24 protein-coding genes are annotated in these 25,351 nt (G+C 64.0%); 11 read left to right on the forward strand and 13 right to left on the reverse strand.

The annotated features are described in order from the left end of the window. Positions 1-132: 132 nt before the first annotated feature. The 5 genes from ABIC75_RS11120 to grxD form a co-directional block, all read right to left on the reverse strand. Positions 133-2,562: a TonB-dependent receptor gene (locus ABIC75_RS11120; RefSeq protein ID WP_354013921.1), complete on the reverse strand. Its 2,430-nt coding sequence runs from the start codon at positions 2,560-2,562 to the stop codon at positions 133-135. 479 nt (positions 2,563-3,041) lie between these two features. Next, positions 3,042-4,751, reverse strand: a complete 1,710-nt coding sequence (locus ABIC75_RS11125; RefSeq protein ID WP_354013922.1) for a lysophospholipid acyltransferase family protein — start codon at positions 4,749-4,751, stop codon at positions 3,042-3,044. A gap of 101 nt (positions 4,752-4,852) precedes the next feature. Further along, on the reverse strand, positions 4,853-5,452 hold the full coding sequence (locus ABIC75_RS11130) for a YhgN family NAAT transporter (protein ID WP_354014344.1): 600 nt from the start codon (positions 5,450-5,452) through the stop codon (positions 4,853-4,855). A 36-nt stretch (positions 5,453-5,488) separates the two neighbouring features. Beyond that, positions 5,489-6,259, reverse strand: coding sequence for an SDR family NAD(P)-dependent oxidoreductase (locus ABIC75_RS11135; RefSeq protein ID WP_354013923.1), 771 nt, complete (start codon positions 6,257-6,259; stop codon positions 5,489-5,491). Continuing rightward, the gene (gene grxD / locus ABIC75_RS11140; RefSeq protein WP_354013924.1) at positions 6,259-6,582 is read right to left on the reverse strand and encodes a Grx4 family monothiol glutaredoxin; all 324 of its coding nucleotides are present in this window, start codon (positions 6,580-6,582) and stop codon (positions 6,259-6,261) included. Before grxD ends, ABIC75_RS11135 begins: the two co-directional genes overlap by 1 nt. A 122-nt stretch (positions 6,583-6,704) precedes the next feature. Here grxD and sodB point away from each other — a divergent pair, with 122 nt between their 5' ends. Beyond that, the gene (sodB, locus tag ABIC75_RS11145; RefSeq protein ID WP_354013925.1) at positions 6,705-7,283 is read left to right on the forward strand and encodes a superoxide dismutase [Fe]; all 579 of its coding nucleotides are present in this window, start codon (positions 6,705-6,707) and stop codon (positions 7,281-7,283) included. A 77-nt stretch (positions 7,284-7,360) separates the two neighbouring features. Here sodB and ABIC75_RS11150 read toward each other — a convergent pair whose 3' ends face one another. Together ABIC75_RS11150 and purE are read right to left on the reverse strand one after the other, a co-directional pair. Next, on the reverse strand, positions 7,361-8,524 hold the full coding sequence (locus ABIC75_RS11150) for a 5-(carboxyamino)imidazole ribonucleotide synthase (protein ID WP_354013926.1): 1,164 nt from the start codon (positions 8,522-8,524) through the stop codon (positions 7,361-7,363). After that, complete coding sequence (purE, locus tag ABIC75_RS11155; RefSeq protein ID WP_354013927.1) at positions 8,521-9,024, reverse strand: 5-(carboxyamino)imidazole ribonucleotide mutase; 504 nt, start codon at positions 9,022-9,024, stop codon at positions 8,521-8,523. The genes ABIC75_RS11150 and purE overlap by 4 nt, the downstream gene beginning before the upstream one ends. Positions 9,025-9,087: 63 nt before the next feature. On the opposite strand from purE, the gene ABIC75_RS11160 reads away from it, so the two are divergent. The 4 genes from ABIC75_RS11160 to ABIC75_RS11175 all read left to right on the forward strand — a co-directional run bounded on the left by ABIC75_RS11160 (position 9,088) and on the right by ABIC75_RS11175 (position 13,318). Next, positions 9,088-9,360, forward strand: a complete 273-nt coding sequence (locus ABIC75_RS11160; RefSeq protein WP_354013928.1) for a Trm112 family protein — start codon at positions 9,088-9,090, stop codon at positions 9,358-9,360. Positions 9,361-9,525: 165 nt separating this feature from the next. Then, entirely contained in the window at positions 9,526-11,820 is a 2,295-nt protein-coding gene (locus tag ABIC75_RS11165; protein WP_354013929.1) for a DUF1631 domain-containing protein, read from the forward strand. Next, entirely contained in the window at positions 11,817-12,671 is an 855-nt protein-coding gene (gene nadC / locus ABIC75_RS11170; protein WP_354013930.1) for a carboxylating nicotinate-nucleotide diphosphorylase, read from the forward strand. Before ABIC75_RS11165 ends, nadC begins: the two co-directional genes overlap by 4 nt. A gap of 239 nt (positions 12,672-12,910) precedes the next feature. After that, positions 12,911-13,318: a DUF3301 domain-containing protein gene (locus ABIC75_RS11175; RefSeq protein ID WP_354013931.1), complete on the forward strand. Its 408-nt coding sequence runs from the start codon at positions 12,911-12,913 to the stop codon at positions 13,316-13,318. Between the two features lie 51 nt (positions 13,319-13,369). On the opposite strand, the gene ABIC75_RS11180 is transcribed toward ABIC75_RS11175, so the two are convergent. From ABIC75_RS11180 to petA, 5 genes are all read right to left on the reverse strand, one after another. Next, positions 13,370-13,819 carry a ClpXP protease specificity-enhancing factor gene (locus tag ABIC75_RS11180; protein ID WP_354013932.1) on the reverse strand — a complete coding sequence of 150 codons (450 nt, stop codon included), beginning with the start codon at positions 13,817-13,819 and terminating at the stop codon, positions 13,370-13,372. Between the two features lie 161 nt (positions 13,820-13,980). Then, entirely contained in the window at positions 13,981-14,604 is a 624-nt protein-coding gene (locus ABIC75_RS11185) for a glutathione S-transferase N-terminal domain-containing protein (RefSeq protein WP_354013933.1), read from the reverse strand. Positions 14,605-14,700: 96 nt separating this feature from the next. Beyond that, complete coding sequence (locus tag ABIC75_RS11190) at positions 14,701-15,447, reverse strand: cytochrome c1 (RefSeq protein ID WP_436407910.1); 747 nt, start codon at positions 15,445-15,447, stop codon at positions 14,701-14,703. Beyond that, on the reverse strand, positions 15,440-16,741 hold the full coding sequence (locus ABIC75_RS11195) for a cytochrome b (protein WP_354013934.1): 1,302 nt from the start codon (positions 16,739-16,741) through the stop codon (positions 15,440-15,442). The genes ABIC75_RS11190 and ABIC75_RS11195 overlap by 8 nt, the downstream gene beginning before the upstream one ends. Next, entirely contained in the window at positions 16,741-17,346 is a 606-nt protein-coding gene (gene petA, locus ABIC75_RS11200; RefSeq protein ID WP_354013935.1) for a ubiquinol-cytochrome c reductase iron-sulfur subunit, read from the reverse strand. Before petA ends, ABIC75_RS11195 begins: the two co-directional genes overlap by 1 nt. Before the next feature lie 381 nt (positions 17,347-17,727). Here petA and ABIC75_RS11205 point away from each other — a divergent pair, with 381 nt between their 5' ends. After that, positions 17,728-18,915: a S1C family serine protease gene (locus ABIC75_RS11205; protein ID WP_354013936.1), complete on the forward strand. Its 1,188-nt coding sequence runs from the start codon at positions 17,728-17,730 to the stop codon at positions 18,913-18,915. Here the strand turns inward: ABIC75_RS11205 and ABIC75_RS11210 are convergent. Continuing rightward, positions 18,901-20,001, reverse strand: a complete 1,101-nt coding sequence (locus tag ABIC75_RS11210; protein ID WP_354013937.1) for a lytic transglycosylase domain-containing protein — start codon at positions 19,999-20,001, stop codon at positions 18,901-18,903. The two genes, ABIC75_RS11205 and ABIC75_RS11210, sit on opposite strands and share 15 nt — an antisense overlap. Before the next feature lie 320 nt (positions 20,002-20,321). Here ABIC75_RS11210 and miaB point away from each other — a divergent pair, with 320 nt between their 5' ends. From miaB to ABIC75_RS11235, 5 genes are all read left to right on the forward strand, one after another. Continuing rightward, a complete protein-coding gene (gene miaB, locus ABIC75_RS11215; RefSeq protein ID WP_354013938.1) occupies positions 20,322-21,674 on the forward strand; it encodes a tRNA (N6-isopentenyl adenosine(37)-C2)-methylthiotransferase MiaB in 1,353 nt (450 codons plus the stop codon). Further along, a complete protein-coding gene (locus ABIC75_RS11220) occupies positions 21,671-22,165 on the forward strand; it encodes a GNAT family N-acetyltransferase (protein ID WP_354013939.1) in 495 nt (164 codons plus the stop codon). Before miaB ends, ABIC75_RS11220 begins: the two co-directional genes overlap by 4 nt. Positions 22,166-22,173: 8 nt before the next feature. Next, the gene (locus ABIC75_RS11225) at positions 22,174-23,160 is read left to right on the forward strand and encodes a PhoH family protein (protein ID WP_354013940.1); all 987 of its coding nucleotides are present in this window, start codon (positions 22,174-22,176) and stop codon (positions 23,158-23,160) included. After that, complete coding sequence (gene ybeY / locus ABIC75_RS11230) at positions 23,157-23,636, forward strand: rRNA maturation RNase YbeY (protein ID WP_354013941.1); 480 nt, start codon at positions 23,157-23,159, stop codon at positions 23,634-23,636. Before ABIC75_RS11225 ends, ybeY begins: the two co-directional genes overlap by 4 nt. 437 nt (positions 23,637-24,073) lie before the next feature. Next, complete coding sequence (locus ABIC75_RS11235; protein WP_354013942.1) at positions 24,074-25,345, forward strand: HlyD family efflux transporter periplasmic adaptor subunit; 1,272 nt, start codon at positions 24,074-24,076, stop codon at positions 25,343-25,345. Positions 25,346-25,351: the final 6 nt, after the last annotated feature.

The raw sequence follows: 25,351 nt of genomic DNA on the forward strand, positions 1-25,351 counted from the left end.
CGAAATACTCACAATTCTTGCGGGCTCTTCTTACGCTTCGCGCAAGTTATTGATGGCTGAACATTTCCCCGGGCACAAAAAAACCGGCGCCTTTCGGCGCCGGTTTCGGGGTACAGCGAGTTCGTCTTCGGCTTAGAAGAACGAGATGCCGAAGGTGACCATGTAGGTACGGTCTTCCAGCAGCGAGTAGTACGGTGCCGAGGTGAACAGCGTGCCGCCCGTGTTGACGTCCTTGATCGTGTTACCCGGGTTGCTGGCCAGGAACGCGCCGATGTTGTTGGCGTTGGTCAGCGCGCGCTTGTTGGTCAGGTTGAACACGTTGAGCTTGATGTACGGGTTGCGCAGCCAGGTGGCGAAGTCGTCGAACTTCCAGCCGGCGTTCAAGTTGAACACCGTGTAGCCGCCCACCTGTTCGGTATTCGACCAGTCGCCCCAGATCGGACCGCGGTACTTGGCGTCCAGGCTGGCCCAGAACGGACCATGGTCGTAGCCAAGGCGCACGAAGCCCGAGTTCTTCGGCGTGTTGATGAAGGTCTTGCCTTCGGTCGGATAGGTGCCGTCGCCGAAGGTGTTGACGTTACCGTCGAGGATGGCCTTCTGGTACGAGTAGTTGCCGTACAAGGTCCAGTCTTCAGCGAACTTGTAGCTGCCTTCGGCGGTGACGCCGCGCATGTGCATCTTCGGCAGATTCAGGTACACCGTCTGGCCGGAGTTCACGTCGTAGCCCGAGATCTGCTTGTTGACCAGGTGCGACTCGTACGCGTCGACGTTGGCCGAGAAGTGATCGGCATAGAAGCGCCAGCCCAGGTCGACCGTGGTGGCCTCTTCCGGCTTGGACTGATAGGTGCCGGCCGCAGCGTTGGCGAGGTTCTTGGGGTTGTCCGCCACGGCGACGTTCTGCAGCAGCGAGCCATTGATCGGTGCACGGTAGGTACGGCCGGCGCCGATGTAGAACTGGTTCTGGTCGTCGAGCTGGTACTTCACGCCAGCGGTCGGGCTGACCTTGTGATAGGTCGCTTCGGCCTCGCCGCCGAACTGGTTGGTCTTGGCATTGGGAGTGCTGTAGCTGCCCCAGTTCTCGTAGTCGTAACCGCTACGGTCTTCCCACAGGTACGCCGCGCCAACCGTGATGGTCCACTTGTCGTTCGGCGTCCAGGTGTTGGTGGCGAAGAACTTCTTGATTTCGGAGTTGGTGTACTCACGGTACAGGCGCTGGATCACGCCGTTGGAGTAGCGGATGTAGTTGGAGTCGCCCCAGAAATCGGACGGCTCGCCGCCGACGGCCGGGTTGAAGACCTCCTGCTGCTGCTGGCGAGCACGCTCGTACCAGAAGCCGTACTCCAGGCTGTCGTCCATGCCGAAGTCCTGGTTCAACTTGGCGATGACACCCGGGCGGTAGGTGAAGGTCTGGCTGACGTCGTAAGCCACCGCGCTGCCGCCGATCTTGCCGTCGCCGTTGAGATCCTGGTCGGCCACGCCGATCACGTTCTGCGGCACGGTCGATTCGGTGAACTTGTAGCCGCCACCGCCGCCGCCGTTGCCGTACCAGAAGTACGGCACCACCGACAGGCGCAGGCTGTCAGCCAGCTTGAACTCGCCATCGAGGCTGGCCAGCCAGCTGGTGAACGGGTTGGTGTGGAGCTTCCAGTAGTAGGTATCGGTCGGGCTGTAAGCCTCGTCGTAGCTCTGGAAATAGCCGCCCGAACGCACCTGGGCCTTGGTCAGGCTGTCGTAGCTGTAGTTGCGCTCGCGGTTGTACTGGACCGAGCCGGAGATGTAGTTGTTGTCGTCGATCGTCCACAGCGCCTTGCCGTCGACCTTGGTGACGTTCAAGTCGCCCGGGCCGCGCCAGAAATCAGAGGTGTTGTTCGAGTACGACAGCCACGCGCGCACCGGCCCGAGGTCGCCGGTGTTGAAGCGCAGGAAGGTGCGGCGATAGTCGTGGTTGCCCAGGCTCTGGGCAAAATCCAGGCCGGCCTTGTGCGACGGGTCGATGGTGACCCAGGAGATGGCGCCGCCGGCAGCGCCGGAGATCGGCGTGTCGACGTCCGGGTAACCCTGCAGCACGGTGATGTCACCCATGTTCTCGGTGTCGCCGTACTCGGTCGAGTAGACCTTGTAGTTGCCGCTATCGTTGATCGGCGCGCCGTTCACGGTGGTACCGATTTCGTCGCTGGTGAAGCCGCGGATCTGGTAGTTGCCGTTGGCCAGGCCGCTCACGTCATCGGTCGAGGCGTTCACGCCCGGGATCGAGTCGATCATCTGCACGAAGGTGCCACCCGGCGCCGCCTTGACGATGGCGTCGCGCGAGATGGTCGAAACCGCCTTCGGAGCCGTCTGCACCGACATCAGGCCGTCGCCGAGCGACAGGCTCTGCGCCTGCACCGTCACCGTGTCCAGCTGCTGGGCACGCTTGGTGTCATTGGAGGTGGTGGTATTGGACGTGCTCGACGGGCCGCTGCGCGTGGCCGGTTCCTTGGTCTGCGGGTTGGTGGCCTGGCCCGTGGTGTCCTGGGCCGAGGCAACGCCGGCAGCCATGCAAAACACGACAGCGATGGCCATGGAAAGGTGGTTTCGTTTCATCATCGTCATTCCAGAATTGACAAAAATTTGGAGTCAGCCGCCGCCCGGAGGTCGCCAGCAAACAGAGAAGGAAAAGAGGCACGCCGCCCGACAGAAAGATTTCGCGATTTATCGAAAAATATTTCGCAACCCACTGCTTCAAAACGCGATTTCATGCCATTTAACGTAAATTTAAACGTTTCCTCCGGGCGTAAAAAAGCCCGATCGGTAAAAATCGGGCGAAATTACGAAATCAGTTGAGACTGCTGGCCAGGGCAGCGACAAGCCCCTTGTGCTCTGGCCAACGACGTCAGCTTTGCATAAGTATTTTACAAGAAATTTACCGCACGATCACGCGATGGACAGCGTTCGCGTATTTACCTGCCACGGTGGTCAATAAGTAACCACCTGAATGTGTGTAAGGCAACGGCCGATCGGCCTATGGGCGCTGATCCGCGCCCAGGACTTTGGCGCCGTACTCATTTCCCCAGATAGCGGGCCCGCTTGGCCGGCTTGAGCGTGGCCAGGTCCAACATCACTAGGCCATCGACACAGCCCGAGAAGCCCGGGTCTTCGCCAAAATCGAGGAACTGCACGCCTTCGGGTTCCACCAGATCCACATACTGGCGATACAGCACCGGCAGGCTTACGCCCAACGCATCGAGATGATGCTTGAGCTTGCCAAGGCCGGCCGCCGGATCGAGCCCCGCCAGCGCATCGCGCACCAGATCGATCACCGCCGGCGACACCACGAACGGCTGACGCGCCGACGCCAGGCCAGGCGCACCGAAGTAATGCTGATGTGCCGCCGCAATCCACTCGCGCGCCTCGCGCGGAAGGCTGACCGACATGCTCACCGGCCCGAACAGGTAGCGCAATTCGGGATGGCGCTGCAGATACAGGCCAATGCCTTGCCACAACTGATCGAGTGCACGCGAACGCCAGTACGCCGGCGCGATGAAGCTGCGGCCCAGTTCCAGGCCCTGCGCCAGACGCGATTCGAGCGCCGGCGAATAACTGAAGAGGCTTGAGGTATAGAGCGCCTGCATCCCGCGTTCGCTGATCAGGCGACCACCGTGCCCGAAGCGATAGGATCCGACCACGCGCAGCGCCTTCGGATCCCACAAGACCAGATGTTCGTAGTGCGGGTCGTAGGCATCGAGGTCGCGACGTGCGCCCGTGCCCTCACCCACCTTGCGGAACGTGAGCTCGCGCAGGCGGCCGATCTCGCGCAGCACGGCGCTGTCGGATGCGCCCTTGAACAACAAGATCTGCTTGCCGTCGTTGAGGTCGGCAAGCTTTTCAGCCTGCGACTGCAATTCCGCCACCACACGCTCCGTGGGCTCCGGATGCGCCAGCGGTGCCTGGCCGCCGAAGATCAGGCCCCGATGACGACCGACGCGATAGACATGGCGTCGCATCAGCTTCGCAGCGCGCTTGGTGGAGCCGCCGCTGTGTTGCTCGATCTCGTCGGCGGAAACGAGCGGGCCAACGCTGAAACCCACACGGCGACTCGTCGGCGAGATGGCTTCGCGTGGCAGCATCGCCGTGCTGAGCGGCTTGGCCAGCATCGACAGGCCATAGAACATGGCCGAATTGCGGGCCGAGATGTGGATGGGAAGCACCGGCACGCGGCTGCGCTGCGCGAGGCGCACGAAGCCATCGGCCCAGCGCCCGTCGCTCACGCCCGATGGACTGACGCGCGAAACTTCGCCGGCCGGAAAAACGATCAAGGCCTCGCCGTTATCCAGCGCGCGGTAGATATCGCGCATTTTCGAGGCCGCACCCTTGCCGAACACGTCCACCGGCAACAGCAATTTGTGCAGCGGCTCGATCGACATCAGCCAGTCGTTGGCCAGGATGCGCACATCGCGGCGCACCGAACCCACCATCTGCAACAAGGTCAGGGCGTCAATCATCCCTAGCGGATGATTGGCGACGATCAACACGCCACCCTCGACCGGAATGTTCTCGCGCTCGCGCGGATTGACGAAGTAACTGACGCCGAGCACATCGAGCACGCGCTCGACGAAATCGAAGCCTTCGGCCTCACCAGCGGCTACCAGCGTACGGTTGAAACCATCCTCATCGGCCAGCCGGCCCAGCATGCCGGCCACCGGCCGGCGGATCAGGGGATGTTGCGCCAACCACGGCAGACGTTCGGTGAGGGTCTGTTCAACGCTGAGCATGACCGCCTCCTGGGATTTACCCCAAATGCTGGTAGCGGATTATGACAGCAAGGTTATGCGGATAGGTCCGAAAGATCACGAGAGGGACGATGCCCACAGTTTCAAACGACCAGATGCAGATACGCGGCCACGCCGCCCATGAACATCTGCACTGACAGCGCGATCAGCAGCATGCCCATCACGCGCTCGAGCGCCGTCAGCACACTCTCGCCCAGCCAGCGAAACAGATAGGTGGAGCAAAGCAGGATCACTGACGTGGCCAGCCATGCGCCGAGCAGTGCGATGGCCCAGTCCGCGGTGCGTCCCGGCTGGGTATTCGTTAGCAGTAACAGAGCCGCCATGGCAGAAGGACCGGCCACGCCGGGAATGGCCATGGGCACGATGAACGGCTCGCCCTCGCCCTGCTTGCCAAAGATGCCGCCGCCATCGGCCGGCGGAAACACCATGCGGATGCCGATCAGGAACAGCACGATGCCGCCCGCGATGCTGATCGATTCCTGCCGAAGCTGCAGCAACTTCAGAATGTGCTGGCCGCCGATCAGAAAAACGAGCAGCACGCCCAGCGCGATCAGCAGTTCGCGGATCATCACCTTGCGGCGACGCTTGGGCGCCACGTCCTTCAGCAGGCTCAGGAAGATCGGGATGTTCCCGAGCGGATCCATGATGAGGAACAGCAGGATCGCCGCCGACAGCGTGGTCATCTGCATTTCCATGTCAGCAAAACTCCAGCGTCATGGTCATGCCGATGTGCGCAAATCGAGGGCCGCGCCGCGCGCGTTCTTGCCCTGCGAGCCCAATAGATAGATGGCCGCCTCGGCGGCCGCATCCGGCAGCGGCTGGAGCATGGTGTCTTCGCCGAAATAGGCCGCACGTCGCAGCGTGGTGCGCATCGGTGCGGGCAGCAACGCATGCGCGCGAAGTGATGACTGCTCCGTTTCCTGATGCAGGATTTCGACCAGTCGCTCCAGCGCCGCCTTCGACACGCCGTAGGCGCCCCAGTGCGCGCGCTGCACGAGTTCGGGATTGTCCAGCACGAACACCACGGCGCTGTCCGACGCGCGCGACAACAACGGCATGCATGCCTGTGTGAGTGCGAACGGCGCCGACACGTTGACGTGCATCGCACGCAGCCAGTCGTCGGGCTTGTGCACGGACAGCGGCGTGAGTTCCTTGAAACTGGCGGCCGCATGCACGATGCCATCGAGTCGACCGAAGTCGCGCTCGAGGCCATCGGCCAGTGCTTCGTAATCCGTCGGCGTGGCCGCTTCCATGTCGAGCGGATGGATCACCGGTTCGGGCAGCCCCTCACCGACCATCGCATCGTAAAGTTGTTCGAGCTGGCGCTTGCGGCGACCCGTGATCACCACCGTGGCACCGGCGCGCGCCGCGGCGCGCGCCACGGCGGAGCCAAGCCCGCCGTAGGCACCGGTGACCAGCACGACGCGACCGGCCAGCGAGCCGGGCTCAGGTGCCCAGCCTTCCGGCAAACGAACCAGGGGAAGCGTCATCAGGAATCGGCTCCTGCCACGTCCGCCGCCATGCGGGCGAGTTCACCGGCCGCCTTCAGGTCTTCGATGATGTCGCAACCGCCGATCAGCTCGCCCTGGATGAAGAGCTGCGGAAACGTTGGCCAGTTCGCGTAATGCGGCAGCGCCGCACGGACTTCCGGATCGGCCAGCACGTTGACGGCGTGGAACTGCGCGCCCGCCTCCTTCAGCGCCTGCGCGGCGCGGCCGGAGAAGCCGCACATGGGGAACTGCGGCGTGCCCTTCATGAAGAGCACGATGGCGTGTTCGGCCAGTACCGCCTTGATTCGCTCGTTAACGTCCATAATTCGGCTGCTTCATCGTTACAATGCAATGAGATCGATAGTGTATCAGTCGTGCGCGGGTCGCCGTTCCTCGGCCGTTCCAGCCCGACCTCTTTCCTCAGCCAACGCCCAGGAGCCATATCATGGCGATCGAACTCCCCCCCTTGCCGTATGAAAAGAACGCACTCGAGCCGCACATTTCCGCGGAGACGCTCGAGTATCACTATGGCAAGCATCACCAGGCCTACGTGACCAACCTCAACAACCTGATCAAGGGCACCGAGTTCGAGAACGCCGCGCTGGAAGACATCATCAAGAAGTCGTCCGGCGGCGTGTTCAACAATTCCGCCCAGGTCTGGAACCACACCTTCTACTGGAACTCGTTGAGCCCGAAGGGCGGCAACGAGCCGACCGGCAAGCTGGCCGACGCCATCAACAAGGCGTTCGGTTCGTTCGAGAAGTTCAAGGAAGAGTTCACCAAGTCGGCCGTGGGCAACTTCGGCTCGGGCTGGACCTGGCTGGTGCAGCGTCCGGATGGCTCGCTGGGCATCGTCAACACGTCCAACGCCGCCACGCCGATCACCGGCAGCGACAAGCCGCTGCTCACCTGCGACGTGTGGGAACACGCGTACTACATCGACTATCGCAACGCCCGTCCGAAGTACATCGAGGCGTTCTGGAACCTGGCGAACTGGGAATTTGCGGCCAAGAACCTGGCCTGATCTTCCGGGAATCCAGCCAATGAAAAACGGGGCCGTCGGGCCCCGTTTTTTTTGCAGCAGCGGTGATCAGCTCGCGGTTACCTGGTTTCCCTCAGCTTATCCACCGCCGGATCTGCCTGCTGATCGCGCCCCAGGGCATGCGCGATACCCGTCAGGCGTTCCACCAGACGACCGGCGTCGGGCGCACACACCGTGGCATGGCCCACCTTGCGACCCGCACGCGGCTGCTTGCCGTAATCGTGCCAGTGCGCATCGATGGCTTCGAGCACGGGTGCCGCGTCGGGCAGCTCGCCGATCCAGTTGAACATGGCGGACAGTCCGCGTGCCGAGGTATCACCCAACGGCAGGCCGAGCACGGCGCGCACGTGGTTTTCGAACTGGCTGGTGAGCGCGCCCTCGATGGTCCAGTGACCGGAGTTGTGCACGCGCGGCGCCATTTCGTTGCCGAGCAACTCGCCGTCCTTCACGAACAGTTCCAGCGCGAAGACACCGACGTACGAAAGCTTTTCCGCCAACGTGCGCGCCAGACCGGTGGCACGCGCCTGCAGCGCCGTGATGTCCGATGCCGGCGCCAGGCTGAGCGAGAGTACGCCATCGGTATGCCAGTTCTGCGTGAGCGGCCAGGTGCGGAAATCGCCGTCGCGACTGCGCACGGCAATCACCGACAATTCGCGATCGAACGGCACGAACGCTTCGAGAATCAGGCCATGTGCCTGCGCCTGCGAACCCAGTGCCGCCCATGCAGCATCGGCATCGGCCAGCGTCTTGATGCGGAACTGACCCTTGCCGTCGTAGCCAAGGCGACGCGTCTTGAGGATGGCCGGCGCACCGACCACGGCGAGCGCGCGGTCCAGATCGTCGCGCGTATCGACCGCCTTGAACTCGGGCGTCAGCAGACCGCATTCGCGGAACAGCGTCTTCTCGGCGAGACGATCCTGCGCCACGGCGAGTGCGCGCGGTGCGGGAAACACGTCGACGCGCTTGGCCAGCCAATGCGCGGTTTCGGCCGGCACGTTCTCGAAATCGAAGGTGACCACGTCCACTTCGCGGGCGAAGTGTTCCAGCGCGTCGTAATCGGTCCAGTCCGCGACGACCAGCGGCGCAATCTGCCCGGCACAGGCGTCGGCGGCGCTGTCCACCACCAGCGTCTTCACGCCGAGCGGGGCCGCGGCCAAGGCCAGCATGCGGGCGAGCTGGCCGCCGCCGAGGATGCCGAGCACCGGTTGACGACGGGCGGTCACGAGCGCGGGTCCGGGTTATCCAGGACGGTCTGCGTCTGGCGGCCGCGGTAAGCCTCGAGCGCGGCGGCGATGGCCGGGTCGTGCAGCGCCAGCACCGAGGCGGCCAGGATGCCGGCGTTCACGGCACCGGCACGACCAATGGCCAGGGTGCCGACCGGAATACCGGCCGGCATCTGCGCGATGGAGAGCAGAGAATCCATGCCGTTGAGCGCCTTGGACTGCACCGGCACGCCGAACACCGGAAGCCGCGTCTTGGCCGCCAGCATGCCCGGCAGATGCGCGGCGCCGCCGGCACCGGCCACGATGACCTGGATGCCACGACCCACCGCTTCCTCGGCATACTGGAACAACAGGTCGGGCGTACGGTGCGCCGACACCACGCGCACCTCGTGCGCCACGCCGAGCTCGGCCAGCACGCTGGACGCATGCTCCATGGTTTCCCAGTCCGAGCGGGAGCCCATTACAACGCCCACGCGCGGCGGGAGGGAAGTCGATGTCATGACCCAAGCCATCCAAAAGGGTTATTGTACGGACTTTCCGCGTCTCGGCACGACCCACTCCCCATGGACAAACGCCTGCTCGATATCCTCTGCTGCCCGGTCAGCAAGGTTCCCGTCCGCCCTCTCCAGCGCCAGGAGCTGGACGCACTGAACAAGGCCATCGGGGCCGGCCAGGTGCAGAACGTCGCTGGTGCCGCCGTGGGCGCGCCGGTGACGGAAGCCCTCATCACCACCGACCGGAAGGTCATCTACCGGGTGGAGGACGGCATCCCCGTCATGCTGCCCGAGGAAGGCATCGGGACCTTGCAGCTCACTGACTTTCCGGCCGATGCCTGACGGCTTTTCCTGGCCGGACACCCGCATGAACCTGCTTCTTGTGAACGTGTCGACATATATCGATACGACGAATGACAGCGCCCCATGACATCCCTTATCGTAGGCTGGCGTATTGTCGTATGTGGCTGTAGGCACGTCGGCATCACTTTCAGGGGGTGAAAGGCGATGAAAGACGCCAGTGAATCATCCAATATCGTCAGCCTGACCCAGCGCCTGGACCCATCCAGCGAGCGCGGAGGCGCCCTCTTGAACACCGTCCGGGACATTGCTGGCCGTCGCCTGCAGATCTTGATCAACGGCATGTTCGAGCATGTCGACGACGCCCTTTTTGATCTGGCTGAGAAGGCGGAAAACAACGCCGCCCAGATGCACTACTTCGATGGCATGCGCGAAGTGCGCAAGCGCCGTCCGATGGTGGAACGCAGCTTCCTCGCGCAGATCTCGCGCGAACTGACCGATTTCGCCTCGAGCTATCGCAACAACACCGGCAACACCGGCGGCGTGTCGCTGCCCGTGGGCTCGGTGGAACTGTCGCTGGTCGCCGACAACGAGCTGGAAGAATCGCTGGCCATCACCAGCATGATCGGCAAGAACGAAACGCGCCTCACGCGCGACCTGTTCGCCGTGAACCAGCGCCTCTCCGTCATCTACGGCGGCATCAAGATCGACGATGCCACCAACCCGGTGGGCCCGGCCGCGCTGTCGCAGGCCTTCCGCCAGGCGATGCGCGAGCTCAGCGCCGAGATGCGCGTGAAGCTCATCATCTACAAGCTGTTCGACCGCTACGTGCTGGCCTCGCTGGACGAGCTCTACCAGGAGATCAACACCGAACTCGTGCGGGCGGGCGTGCTGCCGCAGCTGCGTCACGAAATCCCGCGCGCGGGCGGCGCGCCGCGTGGTGCCGGCCAGGCTGCTCCTGCTGCGGACGCCACTGGCGCTGCACAGGCCGAGGGCACGTTCCTTGGCGAAGACGAAAGCGGCAATGCATCCAGCGAACTGATCCAGACGCTGCGCACGCTGTTCAGCGCACGGCGCACGGCGCCTGTGGGCGGCGGACAGCATCTGCCGGCCGGTGCCGTGCAGCTGCCGAGCGCCAATGAACTGATCGGCGCACTGAGCGTGCTGCAGAGCCAGGCGGCCATCAACCAGCACATGGCGGCGAGCGCCGGCAATGCGGTGGAACTGGCCGGCGAAGTGCAGCAGCTCAAGGAACACCTGCTCGCCCAGATCGGCTCCCTGCGCGGCGAGAAGCCGAGCCAGGTGTCGACCATCGACGAGGACACCATCGATCTCGTCGGCATGCTGTTCGAGTTCATCCTCGAAGACCGCAACCTGCCGACCGAAATGCAGGTGTTGCTGGCGCGCCTGCAGATTCCGTATCTCAAGGCCGCCATCCTCGACCGCAAGCTGTTTGCGCACCGCCAGCATCCGGCGCGTCGCCTGCTCGACAGCCTGGCCGATGCCGCCAAGGGCTGGTCGGCGGAATCCGATCGCGACCACCGCCTGCACGACAAGATCAAATCCATCGTCGACCGCCTGCTGCAGGACTTCGACGATGACATGACCATCTTCGAGCGCCTGTGCGCCGAGCTGCAGGAATTCCAGGACATCAGCCGCCGCCGTGCGGAACTCGCCGAGCAGCGCGTGGCCGAATCCACCCGTGGCCGCGAGAAGCTCGAACAGGCGCGTCGCCGCGCCGCGCGCGAGATCCTCAGCCGTATAGAAGGCCATAATCTTCCGCCGCTGATCCACGGCATTCTGTCGCGCGCATGGGCCAACTACCTGGTACTCACCATTCTTCGCCAGGGCGAGGAATCGAGCGAGTTCCGCGATGCGCTGCGCTTCGCCAACGACTTCATCGACAGCACCAAGCCGGCCCGCACGCTCGACGAGCGTCGCGCCCTGCGCCAGATGCTGCCGGGCATCGAACGCGCGCTGCGCCGCGGCCTGGGCAACGTGGCCTTCCAGGAAAGCGACATCGATCGCCTGCTGGCCCAGTTGCACACCTACTACCGCCACCAGCTCGGCGAAGCCGTGCCGGAAGCCGAAGTGCAGGCCGTGGAGGAATCCACCAACCTGCCCATTCCCGAAAGCATCCAGCCGATCGCCGAATCCGAGGCGGAACTGGCCAGCTCCGAGCCCGAGCAGGAACCGGTGCTCGACACGCCCGAGGCGCTGCTCGTCGCCGAACTCAAGCCCGGCACCTGGCTGGAGTTCGTGACGGGGCCGGAAACCATCGAGCGCGCCAAGCTCTCGTGGATCAGCCCCATGAGCGGTCGCTACCTGTTCGTGAACCGTCGCGGCCTGAAGGTGGCCGACTACGCACCGCACGAACTGGCCCAGGCACTCGCCAGCGGTACGGCGCGCGTGCTTGAATCCACCGCATTGTTCGACCGTGCGCTGGACGCCATCGTCGGTCGCCTCAGCCAACCGGCCACGTCCCAAGCACCGACCGAATGACTTCAGCACAACTTGTTTCCCCTTCGTCCGACCTGATCCAGGCGGATGTCGAACGCGCTTTCGCCGAAGACATCGGCGTCGGCGATGCCACGGCCGACCTGTTGCCGGCCAACGCCACCGCCAGTGCCGCCCTGACCTGCCGCGAAGACGCGGTGATGGCGGGCATCGAATGGTTCAACGCTTGTTTCCGCACGCTCGATCCGCAGGTGCAGATCGAATGGGCGGTGCGCGACGGCGACCGCGTCGCGGCCGGCTCGGTCATCTGCCGCATTCGCGGCAACGCCCGCGCACTGGTAACGGCGGAACGTTCGGCACTGAATTTCCTGCAGTTGCTTTCGGGCACGGCCACTACCACCGCTGCGCACGTGGCCGCCGTGGCAGGCACGGGCGTGCGCGTGCTCGACACCCGCAAGACCGTGCCCGGCCTGCGCCTCGCGCAGAAATACGCCGTGCGCTGCGGCGGTGGCCATAACCATCGCGTGGGCCTGTACGACGCCATCCTGGTGAAGGAAAACCACATCATCGCCGCGGGCAGCATCAAGGCGGCGGCCGACGCGGCGCGCCGGCTGCATCCCAACCTGCTGCTGGAAATCGAAGTGGAAAACCTCGACGAACTGCAGCAGGCGCTCGATGCCGGCGCCGATCGCATCATGCTCGACAACTTCACCCTGCCGCTGATGCGCGAAGCCGTGGGCATCGCCAAGGGCCGCGCGGAGCTGGAGATTTCCGGCAACGTGGACCTGTCCACCATCGGCGAGTACGCCAGCACCGGCGTGGACTACATCTCGGTGGGCGCGCTGACCAAGCATGTGCGGGCGGTGGATTTGTCGTTGCGCTTGAAGCTCGACTGATCCACATCGAAGCGGGCTCGTCAGCTCTTTTGCTCGTCATTCCGGCGTAGACCGGAACCCAGAGGCTCATGTCCCGACCATTGCGAACTGCTCCACCGAGCAGGCCTGTTCGATGACCTAATACCGATGCAACTGGATGCCGGCCTGCACCGGAACGACGAGCATGGGCGCGTCGGGAACCGGTGGCATTTCACGCCGCGCCCCTTGCAAGCCACGCGCGACGCCTACACTCTCGCGGCATGAGCGAGCTTTCTGATCTGATCCTGTTGGTACTGCTGCTGGCCATCATCGGCTCGTGGCTCAAGCTTGCTCGCGGGCGCGAGCAGGCTACGCAGGAAGCACGCATGCAATGCCGCCAGCATGGCCTGCAATTGCTCGATGAAAGCGTCGGCCTGCGCGGCCTGCGTCTGCTGCGCCAGCACGGCCAGTTGCTGCTCGAACGCTGCTACACCTTCGAGGTAAGCATCGACGGCAACGACCGCGAACCCGGCAAGCTGTGGCTGATCGGCCGCACGCTCAGCGGCGTGAGCCTGCCGACCATCCAGAGCCACCTGCCCGGCCTGCTTTCCGAGCACGTGCCGCCGCCGGCGGAAGACAACGTGGTGCAGCTGCGTCCACGCCTGCGCAAAGACAACCAGCTGCACTGATACCGCGGATACCTGCATCGCGCCGACAAGGTCGGCGCGACGGGTGACGGCTTACTTCACCACGCGCAGGAACGGCGCGCTGCGCTTGGGCTTCTCGCCGGCCTCGCCCTCGGGCGTCGGCGGCGTGTCATCCGGATCGGGCGACGACGGCGGGGGCTGATCGCCACCCTCTTCCGCCGGAAACATCATGCCCTGGCCGTTTTCCTGCGCGTACAGCGCCAGCACGGCCTGCACCGGGATGTGGATGTTGTGGCTGACACCGGAGAAGCGCGCCTGGAAGCTGATCCAGTCGTTGCCAAGATCGAGGCTGGCCACGGCGCGCATGGCCAGGTTCAGCACCACCTGGCCGTTCTTGATGACCTGTGGAGGCACCCGCACCCCTTCCCGCGTGGCGTCCACGAGGATGTAGGGAGTCAGGTTGTTGTCGGTGATCCAGTCGTAAATCGCCCTGAGCAAATAGGGACGATTGGAGGACATCGGCGGGAGCTTGTCGTCGGTCATTCAAAAACCTATGGAGAGCGACGCCCCACGGGAGGCCCAGGGCGCGCCAAGTGGATCGTGCCAGTTTAATGCCAAGGCGACTCGAGTTGTCGCAGCACCGCCATAAAGCCTGCCCGGCCCCCCAGGAATCGATCGGATGCAGGGTCTGGCGGGGCGCACCGTCAGGGGCGCATGGCCTTCTCTTCGGGCGTCATGCTGCGCGCATAACCCTGACTGGCGAACAGGCGTTCGCCGTAATCCAGGATGGGCTTGCCCTCGCGGCCGAGGTCCACGCCCAGCCAGGGCAGGCGCCACACCACCGGGGCCACCAGGCAGTCGGTGAGGCTCATTTCCGGGTTGAGGAAAAACCGCGAAGCCTTGAACAGTGGCAAGGCGCCCAGCAGATGCTCACGGAGCCGCTTGCGCGCCGCTTCGGCGGGACGGCCGCCCGCCCGGATGGTGTCCACCTCCGGCAGCCAGTCCAGCTCGATCCGCACGGTGGCCAGGCGCAGGCGCGCCCTGGACAGCGGATCGATCGGCATCAGCGGAGGGTGGGGATAGCGTTCGTCGAGGTATTCGCAGACGACCGCCGTGTTGTAGAGGGTCAGGTCACGGTCGACCAGGGTCGGCGTGCTGCCATAGGGGTTGAGATCGAGCAGGTCTTCCGGCGGCTTGGCGGGGTCGACGATCACCCTGTCGTAGCTCACGCCCTTGGCGGCAAGCACGAGGCGCGTCCGGTGGCATTGGATGCCATCCGCGGTGGTGTACAGGGTGAGTGCGGTACGCGAACGAGCGCTTTGGACCATGCGCGATCTCCCCATCGACATGAAGCATGCACGGCGGCCCCGGACCCTCTGAGAGGTTCGTCGGCCGCCGTACCGTAGGCGTTGGAAGGTGACGTCTTAGTGGACGTCCTTCCAGTACTCCTTCTTTAGCAGATATGCCAGGAAAGTGAAGCCTGCCAGGAAGAGGAGCACCCAGATGCCGTAGCGCTGGCGCTGGAGGGCAGCCGGCTCGGCGGCGTACTCCAGGAAGTTGGTGAGGTCACGGGCGGCCTGCTGGTACTGGGCCGGCGTGAGCTTGCCCGGCTGCGACAGCTCGAGCTTCTCCACGTCGTCGCTACCTTCCTTCTTCACGGCCGTCTGGATGCCCTGCAGCTCCCACAGCGGGAACGGCATGGAGGCATTCGGGAACACCGTGTTGTTCCAGCCCACCGGACGGGTGGGATCGATGTAGAAGGAGTTGAGGTAGCCGTAGACCCAGTCGGCGGTCTTGGCGCGCACTTCCAGCGAGAGGTCCGGCGGTGCCTTGCCGAAGAACTGCTGGGCCGAATCTTCCGGCATGTGCGAGATCACCACGTCACCGAACTTGGCGCCGGTGAAGTTGAGGTTCTTCATCACCTCGTCCTCGGACAGGCCAAGGTCTTCGGCGATGCGCGAATAGCGCACGTACTTCAGCGAGTGGCAACCCACGCAGTAGTTGAAGAACAGCTTGGCGCCGCGCTGGAGCGAGGCCTGGTCGCGGACATTGGTGCCGGCCGAAGGCAGGTTGCCTTCTTCCTGGGCCATCGCCGCATTGGTGCCGACCAGCAAGCCTACGGTGAGTGCCAGCGTGGAAATGATCTTCTTCATCGGCTTCCGCTTACTCATGGTCAAACACCACCCGCTCCGGAACCGGCTTGGTCTTTTCCCAGCCAAGTCGCGTGTAGAACCACAGGAACACGAAGTACCCGAAGTAGAGGAAGGTCATCACGCGACCGAACGTGTTTTCCCAGAAGGTCGCGTCCGTGGGCGTCCACTTCGTGGTCAACTCGCCCACCACGCCGGCACCCACCAGGGCCAGGCCAATGAAGGAGGCCGCGAAGGTCATCAGCGCCACCTTGAAACCGGTACCGCGATAACGAATGGAGCGCACCTTGCCGGCATCGATCCACGGCAGCACGAACAGCAGCGCGATGGCGCCGAACATGCCCAGCACACCCCAGAAGGCCGTGCCGAAGAACGACGGGATCATGCGCAGGATCGCGTAGAACGGCGTGAAGTACCACGACGGCTTGATGTGCGACGGCGTCACCAGGTTGTTGGCAGCAACGAAGTTGTCGTGCTCAAGGAACCAGCCGCCGACGGTGGGCGCGAAGAAGATGATGAACGCCGCCATCGTCAGGAAGAAGCCGACAGCCACCAGGTCGTGCACGGTGTAGTACGGATGGAACGGAATACCGTCCGCCGGTTTGTTCGGATCCCAGCGGTTGCCCTTGGGTCCCTTCTTGATCTCGATGCCGTCCGGGTTGTTCGACCCCACTTCGTGCAGCGCGAAAATGTGCAGCACCACCAGCAGCAACAGCACCAGCGGCAGCGCGATCACATGCAGCGCGAAGAAGCGGTTGAGCGTGGCGTCGGCCGGCAGGTAGTCGCCCATGATCCATTCGACCAGCGAACCGCCGATGACGGGGATCGTGCCGAACAGCGAGATGATCACCTTGGCACCCCAGAACGACATGTTGCCCCACGGCAGCACGTAGCCCATGAAGGCCTCGGCCATCAGCGACAGGAACACCAGCATGCCCAGCAGCCACACCAGCTCGCGCGGCTTCTGGTACGAGCCGTACATCAGGCCGCGGAACATGTGCAGGAACACCACCACGAAGAACAGCGAGGCGCCGGTGGAGTGCATGTAGCGGATCAGCCAGCCCCACTCCACGTCACGCATGATGTACTCGACCGAGTTGAAGGCTTCCGCCGCACTCGTCTTGTAGTTCATGGTGAGGAAGATGCCGGTGACGATCTGGTTGACGAACACCAGCAGCGCCAACACGCCGAAGTAGTACCAGAAGTTGAAATTCTTCGGCGCGTAATACTCGGTCATATGCTTGCGATACACGGGCATGAGGCCCGGCGCACGCTCATTGACCCAGTCGCCGATACGCGTGAATACGTTGGCCATTAGCCGGCCTCCTTCGGATCCACGCCAATCTGGATGTGCGTGTCGTCCATGAAATGGTACGGCGGCACGAGCAGGTTCTTGGGTGCGGGCACGCCCTGGTAGACGCGACCGGACATGTCATAGCGTGACTTGTGGCAGGGGCAGTAGAAGCCGCCCTTCCAGTCCGGATCGAACGGCTCGGGCTTCATCACCGGCACGAAGTCGGGGACGCAACCCAGGTGCGTGCACAGACCCACCAGCACCAGCCACTCGGGCTTGATGGAGCGGGTTTCGTTCTGCGCGTACTTGGGCTGCTGCTCGGCCGAACCGCTGTCGGACTTGGCGTCGACCAGGCGCGAGTCCTGGCTGGGCAACGCATCGAGCTGCGCCTTGGTGCGGTTGACTACAAACACCGGTAGACCGCGCCACGGGTAGGTTACCCGCTGGCCCTCTTCGATCTTGCTGATGTCGATCGTGACCGGCGCACCGGCGGATTTCGCCCGCGCACTGGGTTCCCACGACTTGATGAAGGGCACGACTGCCGTTACGACTCCCACACCACCAACCACTGCCGTGGTCGCTGTGAGGAAGCGGCGGCGGCCGTGATCGACGACTTCGTTCGCCATCAGGCTCTCCGGTACTTACATGCCATTGAGACGCGGAACTTAATAAGTTCCACGGGTGCTTGCCAAGCACGTCGATCAAGTTCGGCAGCAAGAGACTACATGCTGCGAACAGAAATTCCCCTAAGACTCCCCCTTAGAGAACAGCAGGCACGCGCAGTACCAGCACGATGAGCATGCAGCGAGAGCCACAGGCCTTCCGTTGTCGGGTACTTAGCGCACCGGGAAACCCCGGGACGACCCGCTTCGCAAGCGCCAGTGGAACTGACTCCCGCAAAATCGCGTTAGTGTAGCGTCAGGGCATGGCTCGTACAATAAAAGAGCGACGCCTGCGACACATGCGCGCACCCCTCACTAACGCCTTGCCATGAAACGCATTACGACATGAAACATGCCGCTGGCACGCTCGCATTCATCGCCCGCTTCGTGGTGCTAGGGCTGGCGGTTGCCTTCGTCATCAGCCTTGCATGGCCCAATGTCGGCAATCGCCTGAGGGAACGTTTCGGGGTCGCGCCAACGGCGAACACCGAGTCCGCCATCACCACGCCTGCCCCCACGCGCACGAGCGGCCCGATTTCTTACGCCGACGCGGTGGCCAAGGCCGCGCCCTCGGTCGTAAACATCTACGCCAACAAGATGGTGACCGAACAGGCCGTGCAGATGTACACCGACCCGGTGCTGCAACGCCTCTTCGGCGGTCGCCCCACCGGTCCCGCGTACAAGCGACGCGAGCAAAGCCTGGGCTCGGGCGTGATCGTGCTGCAGGGCTACGTGCTCACCAACAACCATGTGATTGCCAACGCCGACGACATCCAGGTGCTGCTCTATGACGGACGCGTGGCGAAGGCCACGCTGGTGGGCGCGGATGTGGAAACCGATCTTGCCGTGCTGAAGATCGACGCCGGCAATCTGCCCGTGATCCACATCGCCGACCACCACCCCACGCGCACCGGTGACGTCGTACTTGCCATCGGCAATCCGCTGGGTTTGAACCAGACGGTGACCATGGGCATCGTCAGCGCCATCGGTCGGCAGCTCAGCAGTTCGAGTCCGGAGGATTTCATCCAGACCGATGCCGCGATCAACCTCGGCAACTCGGGCGGCGCGCTGGTCAATACCGATGGCGAACTGGTGGGCATCAACACCTTGCTGATTGGCAAGGCCGCCAATGCCGAAGGCATCAGCTTTGCCATTCCCGTCGCCAGCGCCAAGCGCGTGCTCGACCAAATCATCGACACCGGCCACGTGGTGCGCGGATGGATGGGCGCCGACTACACCTTCGTGCCCGTCGCGGCCGACAGCGGCCTACCCGCCGCGGCACGCGGGGCGCAGGTCACCGATATCTATCCCGGCGGCCCGGCCGCCACCGCCGGCATCCAGCCGCACGACATCCTGTTGCGCATCGGTTCGGAAGACATCGTCGATCCCGCCGATCTGCGCAAGCACGAGGCGGCGCTCAAGCCCGGCAGCAAAGTAGAAGTGTCGGGGCTGCGCAACGGCGCGCCGTTCCACACCGAAATCATTCTGGCGCAGCGCCCGCCGACCACGCCCACGGCATCACTGGATAGCTGACAGCCCCGCCGCAGCCACCGACGTCCGACCACCACCTGGATGGATGGCCAAGCCATAGCGCTTGCGCAGCGTGCCCACGCGTTCCACATAAACTTGGGTTTCAGCAAACGGTGGCACGCCGTTGTAGCGCTGCACGGCGCCAGGGCCTGCGTTGTATGCGGCGGCCGCCAGACGTTCGTTGCCGTTGAACGTGCGCAGCAACAAGCCCAGGTAGCGCGCGCCACCGCGGATGTTCTGCGCGGTGTCGAACGCATCGCGCACGCCCATGTCGTTCGCCGTGCCGGGCATCAACTGCATCAGGCCCTGCGCCCCCTTGATAGACAGCGCACGCGGATTGAATGCGCTCTCCGCGTGGATGATGGCGCGCAGGAAAGCCTCATCGACGCCCGACTCATGGCTGGCCAGCGCGATGATGTCGTCGTAGATGCCCAGGTGTAGCGCCACCGAATCCCAGCGAATATTGGAGTGCAGATTGCAGGCCACGCAGGTCGCGATGTAGCTGAAGAGCATCGTCACCGCATGCCCCTGCTCGCCCGCCGGGCGCAGATTGGTGTACTCCACGCTGCCGTCCTTGCGCACCACGCGATAGACCGCGCCACGCAGGACGCGGCTGCCGTCGGCATCGGCGTCCGCCACCGGCTTTTCCGGAACAGATGCACCATGCGCCGGGCTCGCCTCGCTGTAACTCCACTGCCCCGGCTTGCCCGCCGGTGCCTGCTTGGGCGGAACGACGCGAGCGCTGGTTTCCACCGAATCCTGGACCCAGGCCACGGAGGGCGGCTGAGGCGCGGGTGCGGGCGGAACCTTGCCCGCCGAGGTTTCCACCGAGCCCTTCACCGTTGCCAATGAAGGCGCGGCCGCGGGTTTCTTGCGAACCGGATCGGGCGCGCCGGCAATGCGGCTGCAGCCCTGATAACCCGCGGTGCTGCTGCTGAACACGACTTCGCCTGACGAACCGTTGCACCGGTAGAGCGCGCCCGCATGCGCAGGCACCGGAATGGACGCGGCGCCCGCCAGCAACGCAACGGCAGCCAGCAGACGTCGGATCGCCGTGGCGCCCAGCCGCGAGGGAGGCAGCCCGTTCACGAACTCCCCTTGGGCCGCCCAGCTTTGGCGGCGGCCTCATCCCGGTCAAGCAGCGACATCGCTCCCCCTCGTTCTTGCTTCCCGGTCAATGCCTTGCAAGCGCCGGGCCAGGCGGCAGTGTGCCTCCGCGCAGGCTGGTCGCCAAGCGGAAAAAGACCGATTCGTGCTGCAGTGCCTGTTTCGGCCCCCGTGAATGCCACGTTGGCGCGCAAGTGATTGATCCGGCAAGCCGCTTCCAGTGGCGGCTGGGCGCCTGGGCGCGTAAACTGCACGGTTCGGCAAACTCCGCACCGCCTCCAAGAATCACGGTACCCAAAGCCATGACCGGCAAGCTTTTCATCAAGACCCACGGCTGCCAGATGAACGAGTACGACTCGGCCAAGATGGCCGACGTGCTCAAGGCCTCGCACGGCCTGGAGCTGACCCAGGACGAAGCCGAGGCGGACGTCATCCTGATCAACACCTGCTCCATCCGCGAAAAGGCGCAGGAAAAGGTCTTCAGCCAGCTGGGTCGCTGGAAAGAGCACAAGCAGGGCGGCAAGCCGGTGCTGATCGGCGTGGGCGGCTGCGTGGCCTCGCAGGAAGGCCAGGACATCATCAAGCGCGCGCCCTATGTGGACCTGGTGTTCGGTCCGCAGACGTTGCACCGCCTGCCCCAGCTGATCGAGGCGCAGCGCGCCAGCGGCAAGCCGCAGGTGGACATCAGCTTCCCGGAAATCGAGAAATTCGATCGCCTGCCCGAGCCGCGCGCCGAAGGCCCGACCGCCTTCGTGTCGATCATGGAAGGCTGCTCCAAGTACTGCTCGTACTGCGTGGTGCCGTATACCCGCGGCGAGGAAATCAGCCGTCCGTTCGACGACGTGCTGGTGGAAGTGGCGCAGCTCGCCGGACAGGGCGTGCGCGAAGTGAACCTGCTCGGCCAGAACGTCAACGCCTATCGCGGCCCCACGCATGACGGCGGCACGGCGGATCTGGCCGTGCTCATCCATGCGCTGGCGCAGATCGAAGGCATCGGCCGCATCCGCTTCACCACCTCGCATCCGCTGGAGTTCTCCGACTCGCTGATCGAGGCCTACGCCAACGTGCCGCAGCTGTGCAACTTCCTGCACCTGCCCGTGCAGGCCGGTTCGGACCGCATCCTCACCGCGATGAAGCGCGGCTACACGGCGCTGGAATTCAAGCAGAAGATCCGCAAGCTGCGCGCCGTGCGTCCGGACATCTGCATCTCCTCGGACTTCATCGTCGGCTTCCCCGGCGAGACCGAAGACGATTTCGAAAAGACCATGAAGCTGATCGAGGACGTGGGCTTCGACCAGAGCTTCTCCTTCATCTTCTCCTCGCGTCCCGGCACGCCGGCGGCGAACCTTGCCGACGACACCTCGCAGGAAGTGAAGCACGCTCGCCTCTCGCGCCTGCAGGCCAAGCTCAACGACAACGCGCGCCAGATCAACGAAGCCATGGTCGGCACCGTGCAGCGCGTGCTGGTGGAAAAGGTCAGCAAGAAGAATGCGAACGAAGTGACCGGCCGCACCGAGAACATGCGCTTCGTGAACTTCCCGGGCAGCACGCGCATGATCGGCCAGTTCGTGGACGTGGTGATCACCGAAGCGATGAGCAACTCGCTGCGCGGCCGCGTGAAGCTGGCCGAAGAAGACGTCGCGCTGGCCTCGTGACGGCGCCTGTTTCGATCCGGGAAATCGGCGCCGACGAGTTCACGCTGGTCTGGCCGTTGTTTCGCAGCGTGGTCGCGGCGGGCGACACCTATAGCTACCCGCCCGATCTCGCCTTCGAACAGGCGCGCGACTGGTGGACCTCGCCGCCCACGCGCTGCTTCGTCGCCGAGCGCGAAAAGCTGGTGCTTGGCTGCTACATGCTGCGGCCCAACCAGCCGGGCCTGGGCGACCACGTGGCCAACGCCGGCTACATGGTGTCGCCCGCCGTGCGCGGGCAAGGCGTGGCGTCGGCCATGTGCGAGCACTCGATGACGCTGGCCCGCGACGCGGGCTTCACCGCCATGCAGTTCAACTTTGTAGTCTCGACCAATACGTCCGCGGTGCGCCTCTGGCAGCGCCACGGTTTCCGCATCGTCGGACAGGTGCCTGGCGCATTCCGCCACGCAGCCCACGGCCCGACCGATGTCTACGTGATGCATCGGCATCTTTGACAAAGCCCATGACCAACGGTCTCAATCAACGCGATTTTTCCCTTGAGCCGGAAGACAACGCCCGGCTGTCGAACCTCTGCGGTCCCTTTGACGAACACCTGCGCCAGATCGAGTTGCGCCTGGGCGTGGAGATCAATCACCGCGGCAACCTGTTCCAGGTGATCGGCGATGAAGGCGCATCGCGTGCAGCGGAAAAAGTGCTGCGCGCGCTGTACGCCGTCACTGAAAACGAATCGCTCAACGGCGCCAAGATCAACCTGCATCTTGCCGAGTCGGGCATCGAGGCGATCGTCAACGATGCCGCGGAAAGCGCCCAGGAAGTCACCATCAAGGTGAAGCGCGGCGTGATCAAGGGACGCGGCCCCAACCAGGCGCGCTACCTGCACGCCATCACCACGCACGACATCAGTTTTGGCGTGGGCCCGGCCGGTACCGGCAAGACCTATCTCGCTGTGGCCAGCGCCGTGGAAGCGCTCGAAGCCAACCGTGTGCAGCGCCTGTTGCTGGTGCGTCCTGCCGTGGAAGCCGGCGAAAAACTGGGTTTCCTGCCGGGCGATCTTTCGCAGAAGGTGGACCCATATCTGCGCCCGCTCTACGACGCACTCTATGAAATGCTGGGCTTCGAGAAAGTGGCCAAGCTGATCGAGCGCAACGTGATCGAGATTGCCCCGCTGGCCTATATGCGCGGCCGCACACTCAACGATTCCTACGTGATCCTCGACGAAGCGCAGAACACCACTGTCGAGCAGATGAAGATGTTCCTCACGCGCATCGGCTTCGGTTCGGTGGCGGTGATCACCGGCGACGTCAGCCAGGTGGACCTTCCGCGCAACGTGCGCTCGGGCCTGCGCCACGCCGTCGAGGTGCTGCGCGGCGTGGACGGCATCAGCTTCACCTTCTTCACCTCGCGCGACGTGGTGCGCCATCCGCTGGTGGCAAAGATCGTGCGTGCGTATGAAGCCTTCGAACAGGCTTCCGACGAGCCGCCGCGATGAGTGCGCCGGTGACGCTCTCCGTCGGCTATGCCGTTTCGCGAAAAGGCGTTCCTGCGTCGCGCAGCTTCCACCAATGGGTTGAAGCGGCGCTGCGTGGCGCCAAGCGTCGCAAGGCGGCCGAACTCTCCATTCGCATCGTCGATGCAAAAGAAGGGCGCACGCTCAATCGCGACTACCGCGGCAAGGACTACGCAACCAACGTGCTGTCTTTTCCGGTCGAGCTCCCACCCGGCGTAAACCTGCCGCTCATCGGCGACCTCGTGATCTGCGCGCCGGTGGTGGCGCGCGAGGCGGCCGAGCAAGGCAAGCCATCGCGTCATCACTGGGCCCACATGACGGTGCATGGCGTGCTTCACCTTCTTGGCTACGATCATATCGAGGACGAGGAAGCCGAGGCCATGGAAGCGCTCGAAACGCGCATCCTCGCCGGACTTGGCATCGAGGACCCCTACGCCGTCGTCGACAGCGACGACTGAGCGGATTCAATCGCTTCGCATGCTCTTGCGCGACAACTTGCGCGAACGAGAACCTGCACGAGAGAAACGGCGCGCAACTCATTGATTGCCGCCATCCAGCCATCTCAACGCCTGCTGCAATGCGTCAGCTTGATGTCAATCGCGCATGTCGCACGAGTGACGCATGTTCATTTTTTGAACTGATATCTAACTGTTCCTGAGCATTTTTCCGGCCGAAGACAGGCGAGGTTCATCGCCAAGGAACTATTCCTTGACGGGTCCGGTAACTGACGCATCGCATCAACCAGGAACGTCATCCGACGTCGCGGCACGTAAGCCACCCATCCTCCGGATTTCAAATCACTGGCCGCCATCTCGCTGAGATGCGCTTCCTTCCGCCCCGCTTCGGCGCACGGGTGCAGGCGTCTGCGCGACGTCGATTGCCAAAGGCTAACGTTTTGAAGACCGACCTCCTGCCCACCGAACGTTTTCCCCATACCGCGCCTGCGCCCACCGGAGAACTGGCGCCCAGGCGCAAGTCGTCCCTCGCCATCGTGCCGCGCCTGGCAGGCTATGGACTATTGGGATTCATCGCGTGGCTGCTGCTGTCCACGCTGCTCGAGCCGTGGCTCTCCAACCGTGCCACGCGCGCCGTACTCAACGCCCCTGCCGTGCTCATCACCACGCCCATCAGCGGCACCGTGAGCGAACTGCACGCGCAGAGCGGACAGCCCATCGAGCCCGGCCAGACGATTGCCGTCATCAAGAACAACACCGTGGCACGCGATGCGCTGACCACCTTGCTCACGCAGCGACTCGATCTGCAGAGCCGGCTCGATGACCTCGACCATCGCATCCAGGCGGATCAACGGATGCTCGAGTACGTCAACCACCAGTACGACCAGTATCAGAACGCCAACGTGTCCCAACTGAAGAATACGTATGCGTCGCTGCAGGCACAGCAAGACGCGGCCTCGTCCAAGCTGGAGGAACTGGACACCAAATACCAGCGCGCCATGACCTTGCAACGCGATGGCGCCGTAAGTGCCGCCACTGTGTCGGCGGCGCGCGCCGAGGCGGATGCCGCGCGCAGCGAAGCCGATGCGCTGGACAAGAGCGCCAGCGGTGTTGGCGACAGCCTCACTGCGGCAAAACGGGGCGTCTATGTTGCCGCGGGCCAAAGCAGCAACGATCAACTGACCCAGCTCTCGCAGCGGCGCGCCGACCTGCAAAGCAGCATCACCGGCGAGCAGGCCCAGTTGGACGCGCTGAACAAGCAGATGAGCGACCTCACCAACCTCGTCACGCACGAACAGGATCGCGTGCAGGCACTTTCCGATTACGCGGTAAAGGCGTACGGGCGCGGCGCGGCGCAGGACATCGTGGCGCCCGTCGGCACCCAGGTAACGGCGGGATCGACTCTGGTGCGCGCCACTGACTGCAGCAAGACAGACGTGGTGGCGGTTTTCCCGGCGCGGATGGCTGGACGGCTGAACGTAGGCACGCGATTGCGCGTCCAAATTGAAGCATCGGGCCAATCGCACGACGCGCACATCTCGCAGATCCTTCCCACCGCAAACGAGGCGATGCAAAACAGCTATAGCGCCCCCTTCCCCTATGCCGAAGACGGCTCGGTCTATGCGCTAGCACAGTGGGATGCGCAAGACGGAGCGAATGCCGGCATACCGCCCTGCACCCCGGGCCGCAGCGTCATCGCGAGCCTGCGCTGACTGATG

Source organism: Dyella japonica (genome assembly GCF_040545895.1).
GTDB classification, from domain to species: domain Bacteria; phylum Pseudomonadota; class Gammaproteobacteria; order Xanthomonadales; family Rhodanobacteraceae; genus Dyella; species Dyella japonica_D.

Excerpts from the sequence above, each read along its gene's own strand:
- ABIC75_RS11120 (WP_354013921.1), bottom strand. The coding sequence starts at position 2,562 with ATGGCCATCGCTGTCGTGTTTTGCATGGCTGCCGGCGTTGCCTCGGCC.
- ABIC75_RS11125 (WP_354013922.1), bottom strand. The coding sequence starts at position 4,751 with ATGCTCAGCGTTGAACAGACCCTCACCGAACGTCTGCCGTGGTTGGCG.
- ABIC75_RS11130 (WP_354014344.1), bottom strand. The coding sequence starts at position 5,452 with ATGACCACGCTGTCGGCGGCGATCCTGCTGTTCCTCATCATGGATCCG.
- ABIC75_RS11135 (WP_354013923.1), bottom strand. The coding sequence starts at position 6,259 with ATGACGCTTCCCCTGGTTCGTTTGCCGGAAGGCTGGGCACCTGAGCCC.
- grxD (WP_354013924.1), bottom strand. The coding sequence starts at position 6,582 with ATGGACGTTAACGAGCGAATCAAGGCGGTACTGGCCGAACACGCCATC.
- sodB (WP_354013925.1), top strand. The coding sequence starts at position 6,705 with ATGGCGATCGAACTCCCCCCCTTGCCGTATGAAAAGAACGCACTCGAG.
- purE (WP_354013927.1), bottom strand. The coding sequence starts at position 9,024 with ATGACATCGACTTCCCTCCCGCCGCGCGTGGGCGTTGTAATGGGCTCC.
- ABIC75_RS11160 (WP_354013928.1), top strand. The coding sequence starts at position 9,088 with ATGGACAAACGCCTGCTCGATATCCTCTGCTGCCCGGTCAGCAAGGTT.
- ABIC75_RS11165 (WP_354013929.1), top strand. The coding sequence starts at position 9,526 with ATGAAAGACGCCAGTGAATCATCCAATATCGTCAGCCTGACCCAGCGC.
- nadC (WP_354013930.1), top strand. The coding sequence starts at position 11,817 with ATGACTTCAGCACAACTTGTTTCCCCTTCGTCCGACCTGATCCAGGCG.
- ABIC75_RS11175 (WP_354013931.1), top strand. The coding sequence starts at position 12,911 with ATGAGCGAGCTTTCTGATCTGATCCTGTTGGTACTGCTGCTGGCCATC.
- ABIC75_RS11180 (WP_354013932.1), bottom strand. The coding sequence starts at position 13,819 with ATGACCGACGACAAGCTCCCGCCGATGTCCTCCAATCGTCCCTATTTG.
- ABIC75_RS11185 (WP_354013933.1), bottom strand. The coding sequence starts at position 14,604 with ATGGTCCAAAGCGCTCGTTCGCGTACCGCACTCACCCTGTACACCACC.
- ABIC75_RS11190 (WP_436407910.1), bottom strand. The coding sequence starts at position 15,447 with ATGAGTAAGCGGAAGCCGATGAAGAAGATCATTTCCACGCTGGCACTC.
- ABIC75_RS11195 (WP_354013934.1), bottom strand. The coding sequence starts at position 16,741 with ATGGCCAACGTATTCACGCGTATCGGCGACTGGGTCAATGAGCGTGCG.
- petA (WP_354013935.1), bottom strand. The coding sequence starts at position 17,346 with ATGGCGAACGAAGTCGTCGATCACGGCCGCCGCCGCTTCCTCACAGCG.
- ABIC75_RS11205 (WP_354013936.1), top strand. The coding sequence starts at position 17,728 with ATGAAACATGCCGCTGGCACGCTCGCATTCATCGCCCGCTTCGTGGTG.
- miaB (WP_354013938.1), top strand. The coding sequence starts at position 20,322 with ATGACCGGCAAGCTTTTCATCAAGACCCACGGCTGCCAGATGAACGAG.
- ABIC75_RS11225 (WP_354013940.1), top strand. The coding sequence starts at position 22,174 with ATGACCAACGGTCTCAATCAACGCGATTTTTCCCTTGAGCCGGAAGAC.
- ybeY (WP_354013941.1), top strand. The coding sequence starts at position 23,157 with ATGAGTGCGCCGGTGACGCTCTCCGTCGGCTATGCCGTTTCGCGAAAA.